Source organism: Niabella aurantiaca DSM 17617 (genome assembly GCF_000374125.1).
GTDB lineage: Bacteria > Bacteroidota > Bacteroidia > Chitinophagales > Chitinophagaceae > Niabella > Niabella aurantiaca.
The window spans coordinates 406020-422816 of sequence record NZ_KB893625.1 but is presented as its reverse complement, the minus strand read 5'-3'; the positions used below and the strand labels follow the sequence as shown (position 1 = coordinate 422816).

The following is a 16797-nucleotide window of genomic DNA, read 5'->3' as shown; positions in this document are numbered from 1 at the left end:
CATCCCATCAAAACACATTCATGAGATTTAAACTACTCGTTCTGCTTGCACTGTTTGCCACGCTTTACCAGGCAGCAAATGCTCAAACAGGCGGAGCCATCAAAGGCCAGCTGGCCGACACCACTGAACAGCGGGACCTGACCAATGCCCTGGTATCCCTGCTCAGTCAAAAAGATTCAACGCTCATTAAATTTACAAGAACTTCAAAACAGGGGAATTTCCAGATCTCCGGCCTTGATACCGGGAAATACATCGTGATGGTCACCCATCCCTATTTTGCAGATTACTTTGACAATATAACCCTGCAGGCGCAGGCCCCGCTTGACCTGGGAACGATCCAGCTCTTCTCCAAACTCAAGATGCTTGAGAACGTTGTGGTCAAAAGCGGATCGGCCATCCGCATCAAAGGCGATACCACGGTATATACGGCCGACAGCTTTAAGGTGCGGGAGGGCGCCAACGTAGAGGAGCTGCTGCGTAAACTGCCGGGGATACAGGTAGACCGGAACGGACAGATAAAAGCGATGGGTGAAACCGTGAAAAACGTGCTGGTGGATGGAGAGGAATTTTTTGGAAATGACCCCGGCATTGCCACTAAAAACCTGCGTGCAGATATTGTAAAGGAAGTGGAGGTCTATGATAAAAAAAGCGACCAGGCCACATTTACCGGCATTGATGACGGTGTACGGGAAAAAACCATCAACCTGAAACTGAAGGAAGACAAGAAGAAGGGCTATTTTGGTAAAATTGAAGCCGGTGGCGGCCTGGGCAGGAACGAGGACCCCGGTACCGGGAACAAATTCAACAACGCGGCAATGATCAATGCCTTTAAAGGCAAACGCAAAATTGCCGCCTACGGCATTATGAGCAATACCGGTACGCTCAACCTGAACTGGGACGACCGGAATAAATACGGCGGCAGTGGCGACAATATCGAAATGAGCGGGGATGGATCCATCATGTTCTACTCCGGGGGAGATGACTATAACTCAAGCGATGGCATTCCTACCAACTGGAACGGGGGCTTCCACTACAGCAATAAATTTAACCAGGACAAACACAGCCTGAATGCCGGGTACAAATTCACCAAGATCAACGCGCCGGCATACAACCGCAGTTTTTCCCGAAATTTCATCAACCTGAACGGGCGCGATACCACCTGGCTGGTCAACAACGAGCGGAACTCCTATAGCTCCTCCTTTAAACAGAATATCAATCTTACCTATGAAATAAAGCTGGATTCGGCCAACACGCTGAAATGGATCGCACGGGGCAATCAAAACAATTCCAGTTCGGATTATTCCGGCCATACGGAATACACCGATACCCTGGGCCGGTTCCTGAATACCAACAAAAGTCATGGAACATCGGAGAGCGACCGGAGCAATTTCAATACCAGCCTGCTGTGGATGCATAAATTCAAAAAGCCATCCCGCACCCTTTCCATCAACACCTCCTTTGCCTATAATAAAGCAAAAACAGACGGTTTGCAGTTCTCCGACGTAGACTATTTTACCAACGGGGATTCTACCGGGCAAAAGATCATTGACCAGCGCACGCTGAGCAATAACGAGTCCAGCAACCTGAATACAAAAATAGCCTACACCGAACCGCTGATGAAGGATGCTTACCTCGAACTGAGCTATGCCCTGGGCATCAATAACCGTACAAATGACCGGATCGTAAATGCCAACGCAGGTGGCGCTTACACCAACCAGATCGATTCGCTCAGCAACGATTTCGTTTATAATACGCTTTCAAACAGCCCGGGGCTGAACTTCCGGCTAACCAAAAAGAAATACAACTTCTCTTTTGGTACCACCACCGGTTTTACCAGCTATGAGCAGCTGGACCGGACGCTGGATGCGGAGCGGAAATATCATTTTATAAACTATTACCCGCGCGCCAGTTTCAATTATAAGATCCGGCCTTCCGAGAACCTCTACCTCAACTATTATGGCGCAACCAATGAGCCTTCCCTGGAACAGCTGCAGCCGGTACGCGACAATACGGACCCGCTGAACCAGCGGATCGGGAACCCGGACCTGATCCCCTCATTCCGCCATGGCTTCAGCCTCTGGTACAACTCCTGGAAAATGCTGAAGGAAAGAGGGATCTGGGCAAGTGCCCGTTATAATTTCACAAGAAATGCCTTTGTGGATCTGAGCCGGTTTAAAGACTCCATACGTACTTACCAGACGGTAAATTCCAATGGCATCTATGATTTCAGCGCTAACCTGGATTATAATATAAAACTCAGAGGCCCCAATATCTTTCTCGGCTTCGGACCGCAGTTCCGGCTGGCACAAAATGTAGACTTCGCAGCAGCCGGCCTCACCGGGGAACCCACCAAAAACACCACCAATACCCGGAGCTATAATTTTGAGTTCTCTGTATCCAAAAACAAGGACGAGAAATATGATTTCCGGATCAACCCAAGGGTGGGCTATAATACCTCGGTAAGCTCCGCAAACGAGGCTTCCAACATCCATTACTGGACCAGCGGCGGATATATTTCAGGAAGGTGGACCATTGTAAAAAACCTGGACCTCAGCACCGATATGGATGCCTATTTCCAACAGAAAGATCCCAAATATCCCGGCAATAATGACTATATAAAATGGAACGCCAACCTTACCAAAAAATTTGCTAAAAACAAATTTGAAGCAAGGGCCGCTGTATATGATATCCTGAACCAGAGCAGAAGCTACAACAGGAATTTCTCGTCATCCAGCTTTACCGAGTCTTATCGCACGGTGTTAAAACGGTTCTGGATGGTATCGTTTATCTGGAATATTACCAAATCCGGCAGCGCTCCTGCACCGGCATCAAAATAATGAAACACAAAAAATGAAAAAGCTATTATTTCTGTGCTCCCTGTTGATCGTGCTGGACGCAACGGCTCAAAAATTCATCACCAGCGGAACGATCGAATACGAGGTTAGAAAAAACCAGAAAAAGGAAATGAGCCGTTTTGAAACCGATCAGGATGACAACGGTTTTTGGGCGCAGCTAAAAGACAAGATCCCCCAGTTCAGCTTAAATTATTATACCTACCAGTTTAATGAGGAGGCCGGGCTGTATAAATTTACCCGTACGGCCGACAAGCAGAAAATGCCGATGTGGTTCTCCCGCGGGCAGGAAGACAATATCTGGTATAACAACTACGCCCAAAATACCTTTACCAATTTAAAGGTCATCGACGATAACTATCTGATATCCGGTGCCCTGGCTGCCATCCAATGGAAGATCAGCCCCAATGACCAGCGCATTATTGCAGGTTTCAATTGCCGGAAAGCCACCGCCATCCTGTTCGACAGCGTTTATGTTTTCGCCTATTATACAGATGAGATCACCGTAAGCGGCGGCCCCATGGGATTACACGGGCTACCGGGAATGATCCTGGGTGTAACCGTGCCCCGCCTGTACACAAGCTGGGTGGCCAGCTCCATAACCCTTACCACCGGCAACATCGCGCCTCCTGCAAAGGGCAAAAAGAAAACGGATACCGAGATCATGCAGGCACTCACGGAACTGAGCAAGTCCTGGGGAAAAGATGGAGCTAAATACCTGCAACCGACTATTTGGCAGACGTTTCTTTAGAAAATGTAGAAATGTGGAAATGTGAAAATTTGGAAATGAACAGCAGGGCCTCAATAGCAGATCGATATTTTAACCGCTCGTTTAGGGGAATGTAAAAGAGACAGGCCCGTTTAATTTCATAAATCGCCCTCCCCGATCGTGCCAATGGTCTATACCACCGGATATAAACCGGGACTTTACGCGTGCAAAGCTACCGCAGTTCCAGCACCCGGTTCGACACCGGGTTCAGGGTCAGGGAATCCGTTAGCGGGATCCTGTTGCCGCTGACAACATCAACGCCTTCCGAAAACTTTTGCAATATTTCCGAAAAGCGGCCGGTAGCAATGGTTACCGGCTTGCTGTTCGTATTCATCGCGCACATGATGGTTTGCTGTGCATCATAACGGAAATAAACGTATATGCCGTCGTAGGGAGCAAACTGCAACAGCTTTCCGCCGGCAATAGCAGAGGAACGCTTCCGGTATTGAGCCAGTGCCCGGATATAATTGAATACTGCATTTTCTTTTTCCGTACGCCCCGCCGCTGTAAATTTATTCTGCGCGTCGCTTTTCCATCCACCGGGAAAATCAAGCCGTACGTATCCATCATTGGGTGAAGTAGTGCCCGCCATCAGGATCTCGCTGCCATAATACATCTGTGGAATGCCTCTTCCGGTAAGCAGCCAGGCAAAGGCCAGCTTATATTTGGCCGTATCTTCATTAACAACAGAATAAAAACGGGCGAGGTCATGATTGTCCAGGAAGATCACCTGGCGCATCGGGTCCTTATACACAAAATCCTGCGCCAGCGTGGTGTACAGCTTATTCACGCCCTCCGTCCAGCCGAAAGGTTGGGTCACCGCAGGGATGATGCCGTAAAACAGGGTCTGAAAATCGGTGGTTGCCTGCAGGTTGCTTTTAAAAGGGATGGAATAGTTGTTCTGACAGAAATAGCTCTGGTTGGGCACACCGTGCACCCAGGTTTCGCCGAAAATACTGATGCGGGGATACTCGTCATACAATGCCTGGTTGCACCGGTTCATAAACCGGAGATCATTATAGGCGTAGGTATCCACCCGCCAGCCATCGATACCAAATTCCTCCACGCACCATAATGCATGTTGTATCAAAAAGGTCTGCACAAACGGGTTGCTTTGATCCCAGTCCGGCATAGAAGGAACAAACCAGCCATCCTCCATTATTTTCTTATCGGCCCGGGAACCGTAAGGATCAAATACCGCCTGATCCTTATAATTGGTTTGGGTAAACGTTGGCCAGCGATGAAACCAGCTGCTGTCCGGCTGATCGCGAAACAATACGTGCTCCAGACCGGTATGATTGTACACGGCATCCTGGATCATTTTCATCCCTTTTGCATGCGCGGCACCGACCAGTTCCTTATAGGCAGCAGCACCGCCGATCCGGGGGTCAATTTTATAATGGTTGGTAAATGCATAGCCATGCTCTGTACGGTTGGGCATATCGTTTTCGATGACAGGGTTCAGCCAGATCGCCGTCACCCCCAGGTCCTTTAAATAATCCAGGTGATCCTCTACCCCTTTCAGGTCGCCCCCATGCCGCTCAAAAACCGAATCCCGGTTCAGCGATTGATCCCGCATCCCCGCCACCCGGTCATTCGACGGATCCCCGTTACTGAAGCGGTCCGGCATGATCAGGTAGATCAGGTCAGCCGAAGTAGCCCCGTTTGCAAAAGCGGTACCGTTGCCCGGGCGGCGGCGATCCAGCGGCCACAACACGACATCATTACCGATCTTTATTTTTACAACACCCGGGCGTGCTTCCGGACTGATCACGAGGTCCAACGCCATATAGTGCGGGTTTTCGAACCGTGAAATTTTTTCCAGCTTCACACCGGGATATTGAACCGAAGCTTTTTGTGCTTTCAGGTCTTTACCCGCTGCCCGCACCAGCACCTGTACCTTGTTCCATTTCATATGCACCCACCAGTTGGTAGGGTAAAGTTCATACTGTGCATCGGCGAACCGGAGCATCATGCTCATACAAAGGAATAAAACCAGCTTTTTCATTATCGTTTATCTTTATGAAATGTCATTATTGAAAAGTGAAATGTACTGGCATGAAAACCGTCCACCGGGTATCCAACAACGGATCCAACCTGAAACTTCAAACCCCTAATCCTTCCGCTCTTTGACAAACAAAAAACAAATAACCGCCGCAACGATCATTAAGCCGCCACCTACCTGTACCGCCAGCAACCGGTCGTTATGCAGTACATTGCGCATCAGCCAGCCAAAACCCAGGGAAGCAATGATCTCGGGAAGCACAATAAAAAAATTAAAGATCCCCATATAGATGCCTACTTTATCCCTGGGTAATACGCCGCTCAGCATTGCATAAGGCATGCTCAGAATGCTGGCCCAGGCAATGCCTACACCGGTCATGCAGGCATACAGCATGTATTTGTCGGTGACCCAGGCCACGCTGATCAGCCCCAGCGCGCCTGCCAGCAGGCACAGCGCGTGCGTGGCTTTTCTCCCCAGCCGGTCTGCTATGGCCGGTAAAACCAGCGCAAACAGGAAGGTCACCACACTATAATAGGCCAGCGTAAGGCTGCCGAAATCCGCACCGGCGGCATATACAGGATCGCCGGCATCCCTGCCGCCAAATACATTTACCGCAACAGCCGTGGTATAATAGAACCACATCAGGAACAGGCCCGGCCAGGTAAAAAACTGCACCAGCGAGATCACTTTCATTTTGGGGGGCATCGTTGCCAGCGCATGCATGATCTCATTAAAGCCTCCCCAAAAACCTTTAGAGGTTCCTTGTGTCGTTTCTTTTTCTACGGGATCCTGCGGTGGGTATTCTTTTGAAGTAAACACCGTGTACAGTACAGCGGCCAGAAAGAAGAAGGCGCCCAGGTAAAAGGACCATTGCACGTTTTCCGGTATTTCGCCGGGTACTGCTGTATTCTGAAAATGGAATATATTTTTCATCAGCCAGGGCAGTGCGGAGGCAATGCTCCCGCCAAGCCCGATCATGAGGCTCTGCATGATGAATCCCCGGTTCACCTGGCTGTCCGGCAATTTATCGGTCACAAATGCCCGGAAGGGCTCCATTGCCACATTGCCAAAAACATCCAGCACCCATAGCAGCCCCGCCGCCATCCACAAAGCGCTGCTGTGCGGCATAAACACAAGGGCGATCGAACTGATCAACGCGCCGATCATAAAATAAGGCCGCCTTCTGCCCCATCGGGGGTGCCAGGTCTTATCGCTCAGGTAGCCGATGACCGGCTGCACCAGCAAACCGGTAAGCGGTGCGGCCAGGAACAGCAGGGGCACCTGGTCCGGGTTCGCTCCCAGGTTTTCGTAAATCCTTCCCATATTGGCACGCTGCAGGTCCCAACCAAACTGGATCCCGAAAAACCCAACGCTCATATTGATAATCTCTGCCAGGGATAGTTTTGGCCTGGTATCATTTGTTGTAACAGACATAGCAACCGGATTTAAACAGCAAATTTAATATGTATTAAATACACATTAAAATTTATTTTTAACGAAGGGGTTGCAGCAAAGGCCGGTATCGTCTTTTGGTACAACCCCGTTTACAGGAGCATCCCTGTAAATATCTTTCCGCCATGACTGAAGTAATGATGCGCTTCCTCCGTATCTGTCCAAAGAAAACAGGTGTCCCGGAACTATTTTTTACAGAGGCAACACGCTACGCAAACAACTTCAATGGACTGATTTAAAATTATTTGTATCGTTTAAACTACAAAGCCGCTGGGCAGCACCGCTCCTTTTTTTACCACAATGATCCCGTCTTTTACCGTATAGAGCTCATGATCTGTATTCTCCAGATGTGTGCCGCCGTTCAGCCGCACATCATCCCCGATACGGCAGTTCTTATCGATAATACAATTACGCAGGTAGCAGCGCTTACCGATACCGATGGGTGGGATCCCCTTGTTCTGATCCCGGCTCAGGTCCTCGATCGTTTCATAAAAATCACTTCCCATAATGTAGCAGCTTACGATGGTTGATCCATAACCGATACGGGAGCGGATGCCGATCACACTGTGTTCGATACGCGATGCATTGATGATGCATCCCTCGGCAATGACCGTTTTCTCCAGCGTGGTGCCGCTGATCTTTGCCGGCGGCAGCATACGGGGACGGGTGAAGATGGACTTGGTATTGTCAAAAAGATTAAATTCCGGGATATCGGAGGTCAGTTCCAGGTTGGCTTCAAAAAAGGAATAGATGTTCCCGATATCGGTCCAGTAGCCTTCATATTGAAAGCTGGCCACTTTATATTCGCTGATGGAGGCCGGGATGATCTCCTTACCGAAATCCGTAGCTTCCGGATGCTTTTTCAACAACAGCGATTCGAGCAGCTTCCGGTTAAAGATGTAGATGCCCATTGAGGCCAGGTAGTTCCGTCCTTTTTGCTGCATGGCCGCTCCGGTATCGCTCTCCCAGTCTGCCAGGATATCCTTTGATGGTTTTTCTATAAAAGAACTGATATAGTTCTCTTCATCCGTCTTTAAGATCCCGAACTCCGGAGCCTCCCGGTCGCCTACCGGTATGGTGGCAATGGATATTTCCGCGCCGCTTTCTTTGTGCTGCTGCAGCATTTTATTAAAATCCATCTGGTAAAGCTGGTCGCCGGAAAGGATCAGCACATAGTCGCTGGCAAAAGGCCCCAGGTGCCGCAGGCTCTGACGGACCGCGTCTGCCGTACCCTGGAACCAGGTAGGATTGTCCGGCGTTTGTTCCGCAGCAAGTATATCTACAAACGCCGTGCTGAAGGCGCTGAACCGGTATGTATTTTTAATATGTCTGTTCAGGGAAGCCGAGTTAAACTGGGTCAGCACAAACATCCGGTGTATATCCGAGTTGATGCAATTGGAGATCGGGATGTCAACCAGCCGGTATTTTCCGGCAATGGGCACAGCCGGTTTAGAACGGGTGCTGGTTAACGGTGCCAGTCTGGATCCTGCTCCTCCGCCTAAGATCATAGCAATAATCTGATTTGAAATGGACATATAGAATAGTTTAAAATTGCTTGGTGTTATAAATATAAACAGGAATTGGTAATACCGGTATTATTATTTTATTGCCCTGGCTGAAGCGATTCATAGAGCTGCAGGTACTGTTTTGCGGACATATCCCATCCATGATCAATGGTCATCATTTTGCCACGCATGGTATTGTAAAGATCCGGTTTATTGGAGTACAGATCGATGGCCCTGCCAACCGAGTAAGCGATATCCCCCACACTGGACTGCTCCATTTTGATACCAAAGCCGCCCGGATCGCCGTAATCTACAACGGTATCTTTCAGCCCGCCGATGTTCCGCACTACCGGCACGGTGCCGTAACGCAATGCATACAGCTGATTCAGCCCGCAGGGTTCCACACGGCTGGGCATCAGCAAAAAATCGGACCCTGCATACAACAGGTGGCTTAGCCCCTCATTGTACCCGATGTATGCATTGAAATACCCTTTAAACCGGTGCTTCATCTGGTCCAGCTGGTTTTCGATCTCCGGATCACCGGAGCCCAGGATCAGGAAGTTGGCCTTGCCCTGGTACTGGTAAATCGACTGGCCGATGGCGTCGGGCAGCAGATCGGCGGCCTTTTCTCCAACAAGCCGGCCGATAAAAGTGATCAGTGGTTTTTCCGCATCCAGTCCGAACTGCGCGGCCAGCTCTTTTTTATTTTTGTCCTTCCCCTGTACCACCAGCTCATTGTTATAGTTCTTTACAATAAAGCCGTCTGTCTGCGGGTCCCATACAGCCGTATCGATCCCGTTGATGATGCCGATGCTCTTTCCTTTTTCATATTCAAAAAGATCCTGCAATCCGTTTGCCGAATGCTTTAGCTCATCCATATAACTGGGGCTTACCGTGGTCACTTTCCAGGCGCATTTGATGGCGGAGGCCATGGGATTAATGGCATCGTCCCAATCCAGCAATCCCCAGTTCCAGGAATCGTAGGCAGGCAGGTAGTAATGCTTATCCCAGCCGAACTGCCCCTGGTATTCGCCGTTGTGTATGGTGAATACGGTAGGCACACTTCCAAGCTGATAGCGGAAGGCATAGGCATGCCGCGCCATGAACGGGATCAGCCCGGTATGATGATCATGACAATGGATAATGTCCGGCCGGTGCTGCCAGCGGCCGATCCAATCGCAAACCGCCAGCTGAAAGCAGAGGAAGCGCTCCGTATCATCTTCGTAGCCATAGATCCGTTCCCGGTCCAGCTTTCCGTTGATGTCTACCAAGTACAGATCAAACCCCAGCTTATTCGTTTTTTCCTTGATCACACTGTATTTAAACCACTCGCTTCCCAGGGCCTGCCCCCCTTCATGCACCAGCTCCCATTCATTCTGATAGAGGAACTTTGTCCGGTACATGGGCATCACCACTTTGGCGATATGCCCCAGTTCATTCTGGTACTTGGGCAGGGCGCCCACAACATCCCCCAATCCCCCCGCTTTCGCCATGGGATAACACTCCGCTGACACATGAATTATTTCCATAATACTGATTTCTTCCGTTACTAATGTAAGCATTATTTATAAATGAAAATATAATTTGAAAGGGAAAGAATTAAAATTTTTATTTAGATGATAACTATTTACATTTACTTCCTGATAAAATAATAAACGATTAAAATGAGTCATCAAACGACCAGGTGGTCCCAATTTGGAACGCTCATCACTGTGTTTTTCTTTTGGGGCTTTGTTGCTGCCAGTAATGATATCCTGATCCCTGTGTTCAAGGAAAAACTTCATTTAACCCAGGTACAGTCCCAGATGGTTTCCTTTGCATTTTATGTTGCCTATACTATTGGTTCTTTGATCTTCCTTTTGATTAGCAGCCTCATCGGAAAGGATCTTTTGCAAAAGATCGGTTATAAGAATGGCATCTCCCTTGGATTGATCATTTCAGCGTTGGGCACGCTTACATTTTATCCCGCCGCACAGCAAGAATCTTTCCCCTTATTTATCATCGGACTCTTTATTGTTGGACTTGGCTTTTCGTTACAGCAAACAGCGGCCAATCCGCTCGCCATCATCATGGGCGATCCCAAGTTGGGCTCCCAGCGGCTGAGCCTTGCCGGCGGCATCAATAATTTTGGTACAACCATCGGCCCCCTTGTTGTCAGCTTTGCCATTTTCGGATCTGTTACCGCATCGAGTGCCAGTGCCGATATCCAGAGCATTAAAGTCCCCTATCTTATCTTAGGACTGGCCTTTGTGATCGTTGCAGTTATTTTCCGATTTTCTTCCGTGCCCAACAAGATCGATCTGGATGCGCTGGATCAGGACGCTCCCGCAGACACTTCGGTTTCCATGGATTCTCCTGCGCAGATCCGCACTTCCGTTTTTGCATACCCGCAGCTGGTATTGGGTATGATCGCCATCTTTTTATATGTAGGTGTGGAAGTCAGCACGGCCGCTAACCTCCCGGAGTTTATGAAAGAGCATCTGCAGACGCCTACCGATAAAATAGCGCCGTTCGTATCACTCTATTGGGCCAGTCTGATGATCGGGCGCTGGACCGGGTCCGTTGGCGCCTTTGACCTTTCAAAAGGTGCAAAAAGCATTTTGCGTTTCCTGATGCCTTATATTGCCTTTACCGTTTTTCTGCTGGTGAACAAGATCGCCAATCACGACATCACTCCTTTTTATATTTATGCGCTCCTGATCGTTGGCCTCATTGCCTGCGACATTCTAAGTAAGGGCAATCCCGCCCGTCAGTTACTTATTTTCAGCTGTATGGGGGGCGTTGCCCTGTTGATCGGGATCTTTGCAGACAAAATGACCAGCGTATACGCCTTCATCAGCGTGGGCCTGTTCTGCTCTACGCTCTGGCCCTGCATCTTTACATTATCCATTGCCGGTTTGGGCCGGTTTACCAATAAGGGATCCAGCCTGCTCATCCTTATGATTATGGGCGGCGGCTTTGTAAGCCTCCTCCAGGGATGGCTGGCCGCCCCGGAGCACCTGGGCATTCAGTATTCATACTTTGTTGGTGTGGCTTGCTTTGCGTATCTTGCCTTCTATGCCATAAGGGCCAAAACCGCTCTGAAACAACAAGGCATCGATTATGATGTAAAAACTTCCGGAGGCGGACATTAATACGTAAAAAATGTATATGATATGGGACTTTTAGACTTGTCAAATGATTTGGCGATCGGGATCGATATAGGCGGTACCAATACCAAATACGGTATCGTGAATCACAGAGGTGAGATTTTGGACAAAGGAGATATAAAAACGGATGCTTACCCTACCATTGAGTTATTTATTGAAGGACTTTATGAAGCGATGAAGCCGATCATCGACAAAAATAACGCGCTGGGCATAAAAGGCATCGGCATGGGTGCACCCAATGGAAATTATTATACCGGTACGATTGAATATGCGCCCAATCTGCCCTGGAGAGGCGTGATCCCCATTGCAAAGATGGTGAGCGAAAAATTTAACATTCCCTGCACTTTAACCAACGATGCCAATGCAGCAGCCATGGGCGAAATGATGTATGGCGCTGCCAGGGGCATGAAAGATTTTATCATGATCACCCTGGGTACGGGTGTGGGAAGCGGCATTGTGGCCAACGGGCTGATGCTTTATGGTCACGACGGATTTGCAGGTGAGCTGGGGCACACCATTGTACGTCCGGGAGGACGCAAGCACTGGAGCACCGGCGCACACGGATCGCTGGAAGCGTACTGTTCCGCTACAGGTATTGCCATTACCGCCAAAAAATTAAGAGCCGAAAATATTCACTCCGCATTGAACGATGTTCCCGAGGAAAACCTCGACTCCCTTGCGGTATATGAACTGGCGGAGAAAGGCGATGAAACAGCCAAGGAAGTGTTCCGGTACACCGGGCAGATACTGGGAGAAGCGCTCGCCAATTTTATTATGTTCTCCTCGCCGGAAGCCATCATTCTTTTCGGAGGAGTGATCAAAGCAGGTGATTATATTATGAAACCGACGAAAGAGCATATGGAAAAGAACCTGCTGCCCATTTTTCAGAATAAGGTAAAACTGGTGTTCAGCGAACTGAAGGAAGCGGATGCCGCTATCCTGGGAGCCAGCGCACTTGCGTGGGAGGTTTAAAGTCTGAAGTCGGATCCTACGTGAAACTTCAGACCTCAAATCTGAAACATAAATTATGGATTACAAAATTCCATCCGCAACAAAAATAGGGCATGTACATCTGAAAGTTTCCGACCTGCAGCGGTCGATCGGTTTTTATTGCGGGCTGCTGGGATTTGAGATCACGACCCTGTATGGCAGCCAGGCAGCTTTCATTTCTGCCGGCGGATATCACCATCACATCGGTCTGAATACCTGGTACAGTAAAGACGCTCCTCCCGCACCGGTGAAAGCTCCCGGTCTTTTTCACACGGCCATTCTCTATCCGGAAAGAAAGGACCTGGCCAATATCCTTTACCGGCTGATGCAGGAAAATTATCCCCTGACCGGAGCCGCAGACCATGGTGTATCAGAGGCCCTGTACCTGGATGACCCTGACGGGAATGGTGTGGAACTTTATTGGGATAAACCCCGGGAGCTTTGGCCGCAAAAAGCGGACGGCAGCCTGGAAATGTACACGCATGAGCTCGACCTGGACCAGCTGTTGCGGGAACGGGATATTTGATATTTCAGGTTTAAAGTTCAAAGTTCCGGGTTGGAACAAAACGTGGAACCTGAAACAAAAAAGAGGGCCCCCGCTAAAAATAACAGAGGCCCCATTGTAACTACCAAACCAAACTACTCTCTTTAAAATACCATTAGCGTTCGCCGTAGCGGGAATTTCTTCCGCGGGTGTCGTACCGGCCGGTTCTTGAGCCCGACTCCCATTTCCGGAAGATCGCATCCACGATCCGGTCGATCTCCCTCCCGGAGAGACGGCGGCTGTTTACCTCATCCGAGGCCCAGCCCTGCATCACCGTTTCGTCCGTGCGGGCATCTGCCATTGTAACGGTAATCGTTCCTTCCTTTGTAGGCACTTCATAATTGTCGTACCCCATAAACATGGAAGGATAGTACACATTATAAAACCGGCGGCTGTACGGGTTGTAGAATGTACGGAAACCGCCCCAGCTGTACCGCGGATCCGATGCCACGCGCGATCCCCGTTCTACCAAAACGTCATAACTCAGGATCACATCCGGGTTGCGCGCCACCTGCCGCCATCCCATACGGGACTCCAGCCTGCCGGAAACAGCATCCCGGACCTGATTTTCCATCATGGTGCGGCTGCCGGTATGCCCGCGGCGGTCTCTTTTTTCTGCCCATGCAAACGTGCGGTACTTGCTGAAATTTGCATTGCGGGAGGTTTCTACGTGTGCAGAAGGGCCGCAACCTGCCAGCACGAGAACAACCACTGCAGCCACTCCCAAAAATTTTATGATACGGCTTTTCATTTCTTTCTGTTTTTCTACCAGTAAGACGGCAAAAACGGTGAATAGATAACAGTACCCGGTGCAAATTATTTGTGAAAAAAAAGCAGCGCCAAAAACGCACTCACAATCAGCCGGTAGTAAGAGGATGTGCAAACAGTGCCCTCTTTTTTGCCGGATCCCGCGTTTTTCCTATCTTAGTTCTATGAGCGACACTGAAAACACAGCAACAAAAGCCGGTACAGGAAACCGTAATTTCACCGGGCTGGTGATCATCGGTATTTGCATTATACTGGCCGGGTTTATCGTGGCCGGTGCCTATAAATATAAATTCAGGACCCGGCAGACCATACGGGTAACGGGCAGTGCAGAAAAGGATTTCACCAGCGATCTGATCGCCTGGAACGGAAGCTATAACCGCACCGATTTTGACCTGAAAACAGCTTATGCGCAGCTGAAGCAGGATGAAAGCAATGTAAAAAACTACCTCACGCGAAAAGGCATTCAGCCCAACCAGATGATCTTTTCCTCGGTAAAAATTGATAAGATCTTCCACTCGAACTATAACCAGGAAACCCGGTCTACAACCACCACTTTCGGCGGTTACAACTTAACACAGAACGTAAAGGTAGAATCCAACGATATTGCGAAGGTAGAGGCTCTTTCCCGGGAAATTACCGAACTGATCGAAACAGGGATCGAGCTGAACTCACCGGAGCCGCTTTACTTTTACACCAAGCTGGCGGATTTGAAGCTGGACCTGCTGGCCAAGGCAGCCGAGGATGCACGGAAACGGGCGGAAACCATTGCCAAAAATACCGGCGGCGCTTTGGGTAATGTGGTAAAAGCCAATATGGGCATTTTTCAGATCACGGGAAAGAACAGCAACGAAGATTACAGTTACGGAGGCACTTTCAATACGTCTTCCAAGAATAAAACAGCCAGCATTACCGTAAACCTGGAATGCGTGGTGGAATAAAAAAAGTGAGCAGTGAAATGTTATGCATTTTACTTCTCACTATAAACAGTTCTTTTGACCCCTATCCTTTTTTGCGTCCGCCGCCGGTTTCCGCATCGTTCATACGGATCCTTCTGCCCCGGTAGTTTTTCCCATCCAGGGCTTTGATCATGATCCGGGCCGATGCAGCATCCACCTCCACCCAGCTGTTCATTTCCTTCATGTCGATGCGGCCCAGGTCATCTTTGCTCAGACGGCTCATATCGAGGATAAACTGGAGGAAACTGGCCTTATAAAAGCCATCCTTGGTACCCAGGTTCACGAACAGGCGCTGGTATTGCCCGTTGCCAAAACTGCGGCCGCTGCGGCTGCCCCGGTCCTGACCACGCCCACCCTTTCGGTCCTCGCTGCCCCGGTCATTGCGCAGGTTCAGGTCAGCCGAATTCTCATAGTATTTTAAAAACCGGTCAAACTCAAGCGCCGCCACGCGTTGCAGCACTTCTTCCTTACTTACATTTTCAAATTTTTCCTGCAATACCGGTACATAGGCTTCATATTCGCCATGGCTGATATCGGCCTTCAGCATCTTGTCGATAAAATGAAAGAACTGTTTCCGGCACACATCTTTACCGGAAGGAATATCGATCTTGTTGAACTTTGTGTTGATCAGCTTTTCAATTTGCCGCAACCGGTAAACTTCTCTTGGCGTTACGATAGAAATGGAGATCCCGCTGAGACCGGCGCGGCCGGTTCTTCCGCTCCGGTGCGTGTACACTTCCGTATCATCGGGAAGCTCGTAGTTAATGACGTGCGTGATCCCCTGCACATCGATCCCCCGCGCGGCAACATCGGTAGCGATCAACAGTTCCAGCGATTTTTCGCGGAAACGCCCCATCACTTTATCCCGTTGCGCCTGTGTAAGATCGCCGTGCAGCGCCTCAATATCATATCCTTCCCGGATCAGCTGTTCGGTGATCTGCTGTGCATCGGCCTTCGTCCGGGTAAAAACGATCCCATACATACCCGGATTGAAATCAATGATCCGCTTTAACGTTTCATAACGGTTAATATGCTGCGTCTGGTAGTATTGGTGCGCAATATTCGTGTTGGCGGAATTGGCTTTCCCAACCGTGATTTCAAACGGGTTTTCCATATACCGTTTGCTCACCTGCCGGATCTCTTTGGGCATGGTAGCACTGAACAACCAGGTACTTTGACGATTGGGGGTTTCTTTTAAAATAAACTCAATATCGTCCTTAAAGCCCATGTTCAGCATTTCATCGGCCTCATCCAGCACTACGTAGTGGATATCATCCAGGTGAATGGCCTTTCGCTCGATCAGGTCGATGAGGCGGCCCGGCGTTGCCACCACAATATGTGTTCCTCTTTTTATTTCACGGATCTGCTGGCTGATGGCTGTACCGCCATATACGGCAGTAACGCCGATATGCGCCTGCTTTTGCCGGAAGGACTGCAGGTCATTGGCAATCTGCAAACAGAGCTCGCGGGTTGGGCAAATGATCAATGCCTGGGGAGAGGAGAAGGATCGATCAATCAACTGTAAAAGGGGCAACCCGAAGGCGGCTGTTTTGCCGGTGCCCGTTTGCGCCAGTCCGATAAAATCTTTTGTTCCCTGTAATAAAACCGGTATTGCCTGTTCCTGTATTGGAGTAGGCGTCTGAAACCCGATCTGCTCCAATGACTGAAGCAGTCCCTCTTCAATTCCCAACGATTCAAATGTAACCACTAAAATATTTTTAATAAAATGAGTCCGCAAAGGTATGATATTTGCCGGACAATGCTCTAAATGCTCTTCGGGCTCTCGAAGAGCATTTAAAGAACACTT

At 49.4% G+C, this 16797-nt stretch carries 12 protein-coding genes; 6 read left to right on the top strand and 6 right to left on the bottom strand.

The genetic code is table 11. The features are described 5' to 3' along the window. The first annotated feature begins 20 nt into the window (after positions 1 to 20). Positions 21 to 2837 carry an outer membrane beta-barrel protein gene (locus B160_RS0101790; RefSeq protein ID WP_018626132.1) on the top strand — a complete coding sequence of 939 codons (2817 nt, stop codon included), beginning with the start codon at positions 21 to 23 and terminating at the stop codon, positions 2835 to 2837. Positions 2838 to 2850: 13 nt separating this feature from the next. Beyond that, positions 2851 to 3603, top strand: coding sequence for a GLPGLI family protein (locus tag B160_RS0101785; protein ID WP_018626131.1), 753 nt, complete (start codon positions 2851 to 2853; stop codon positions 3601 to 3603). A gap of 190 nt (positions 3604 to 3793) precedes the next feature. Here B160_RS0101785 and B160_RS0101780 read toward each other — a convergent pair whose 3' ends face one another. The 4 genes from B160_RS0101780 to B160_RS0101765 all read right to left on the bottom strand — a co-directional run bounded on the left by B160_RS0101780 (position 3794) and on the right by B160_RS0101765 (position 10112). Continuing rightward, positions 3794 to 5629, bottom strand: a complete 1836-nt coding sequence (locus B160_RS0101780; protein WP_018626130.1) for a glycoside hydrolase family 13 protein — start codon at positions 5627 to 5629, stop codon at positions 3794 to 3796. Between the two features lie 105 nt (positions 5630 to 5734). Beyond that, the gene (locus B160_RS0101775; RefSeq protein WP_018626129.1) at positions 5735 to 7060 is read right to left on the bottom strand and encodes an MFS transporter; all 1326 of its coding nucleotides are present in this window, start codon (positions 7058 to 7060) and stop codon (positions 5735 to 5737) included. 272 nt (positions 7061 to 7332) lie between these two features. Then, positions 7333 to 8613, bottom strand: a complete 1281-nt coding sequence (locus B160_RS0101770) for a glucose-1-phosphate adenylyltransferase (protein ID WP_018626128.1) — start codon at positions 8611 to 8613, stop codon at positions 7333 to 7335. A 68-nt stretch (positions 8614 to 8681) separates the two neighbouring features. Further along, positions 8682 to 10112: a glycogen synthase gene (locus B160_RS0101765; RefSeq protein ID WP_040679419.1), complete on the bottom strand. Its 1431-nt coding sequence runs from the start codon at positions 10110 to 10112 to the stop codon at positions 8682 to 8684. 135 nt (positions 10113 to 10247) lie between these two features. On the opposite strand from B160_RS0101765, the gene B160_RS0101760 reads away from it, so the two are divergent. Genes B160_RS0101760 through B160_RS0101750 form a run of 3 tightly spaced genes read left to right on the top strand, consistent with a single transcriptional unit; the run spans position 10248 to position 13248 of the window. Then, positions 10248 to 11717 (top strand): MFS transporter, encoded by a 1470-nt coding sequence (locus B160_RS0101760; protein ID WP_018626126.1) that lies wholly within the window; start codon positions 10248 to 10250, stop codon positions 11715 to 11717. A 21-nt stretch (positions 11718 to 11738) separates the two neighbouring features. Then, positions 11739 to 12704, top strand: coding sequence for an ROK family protein (locus B160_RS0101755; protein ID WP_018626125.1), 966 nt, complete (start codon positions 11739 to 11741; stop codon positions 12702 to 12704). A 55-nt stretch (positions 12705 to 12759) separates the two neighbouring features. Then, positions 12760 to 13248 (top strand): VOC family protein, encoded by a 489-nt coding sequence (locus tag B160_RS0101750; protein WP_018626124.1) that lies wholly within the window; start codon positions 12760 to 12762, stop codon positions 13246 to 13248. Positions 13249 to 13381: 133 nt separating this feature from the next. Here B160_RS0101750 and B160_RS0101745 read toward each other — a convergent pair whose 3' ends face one another. Further along, positions 13382 to 14017, bottom strand: coding sequence for a DUF4136 domain-containing protein (locus B160_RS0101745; protein ID WP_018626123.1), 636 nt, complete (start codon positions 14015 to 14017; stop codon positions 13382 to 13384). A gap of 181 nt (positions 14018 to 14198) precedes the next feature. Here B160_RS0101745 and B160_RS0101740 point away from each other — a divergent pair, with 181 nt between their 5' ends. After that, positions 14199 to 14972, top strand: coding sequence for an SIMPL domain-containing protein (locus B160_RS0101740; RefSeq protein WP_157557848.1), 774 nt, complete (start codon positions 14199 to 14201; stop codon positions 14970 to 14972). 61 nt (positions 14973 to 15033) lie between these two features. On the opposite strand, the gene B160_RS0101735 is transcribed toward B160_RS0101740, so the two are convergent. Beyond that, positions 15034 to 16698: a DEAD/DEAH box helicase gene (locus B160_RS0101735; RefSeq protein WP_018626121.1), complete on the bottom strand. Its 1665-nt coding sequence runs from the start codon at positions 16696 to 16698 to the stop codon at positions 15034 to 15036. Positions 16699 to 16797: the final 99 nt, after the last annotated feature.

Excerpts from the sequence above, each read along its gene's own strand:
- B160_RS0101740 (WP_157557848.1), top strand. The coding sequence starts at position 14,199 with ATGAGCGACACTGAAAACACAGCAACAAAAGCCGGTACAGGAAACCGT.
- B160_RS0101760 (WP_018626126.1), top strand. The coding sequence starts at position 10,248 with ATGAGTCATCAAACGACCAGGTGGTCCCAATTTGGAACGCTCATCACT.
- B160_RS0101770 (WP_018626128.1), bottom strand. The coding sequence starts at position 8,613 with ATGTCCATTTCAAATCAGATTATTGCTATGATCTTAGGCGGAGGAGCA.
- B160_RS0101775 (WP_018626129.1), bottom strand. The coding sequence starts at position 7,060 with ATGTCTGTTACAACAAATGATACCAGGCCAAAACTATCCCTGGCAGAG.
- B160_RS0101780 (WP_018626130.1), bottom strand. The coding sequence starts at position 5,629 with ATGAAAAAGCTGGTTTTATTCCTTTGTATGAGCATGATGCTCCGGTTC.
- B160_RS0101745 (WP_018626123.1), bottom strand. The coding sequence starts at position 14,017 with ATGAAAAGCCGTATCATAAAATTTTTGGGAGTGGCTGCAGTGGTTGTT.
- B160_RS0101750 (WP_018626124.1), top strand. The coding sequence starts at position 12,760 with ATGGATTACAAAATTCCATCCGCAACAAAAATAGGGCATGTACATCTG.
- B160_RS0101785 (WP_018626131.1), top strand. The coding sequence starts at position 2,851 with ATGAAAAAGCTATTATTTCTGTGCTCCCTGTTGATCGTGCTGGACGCA.
- B160_RS0101765 (WP_040679419.1), bottom strand. The coding sequence starts at position 10,112 with ATGGAAATAATTCATGTGTCAGCGGAGTGTTATCCCATGGCGAAAGCG.
- B160_RS0101755 (WP_018626125.1), top strand. The coding sequence starts at position 11,739 with ATGGGACTTTTAGACTTGTCAAATGATTTGGCGATCGGGATCGATATA.
- B160_RS0101790 (WP_018626132.1), top strand. The coding sequence starts at position 21 with ATGAGATTTAAACTACTCGTTCTGCTTGCACTGTTTGCCACGCTTTAC.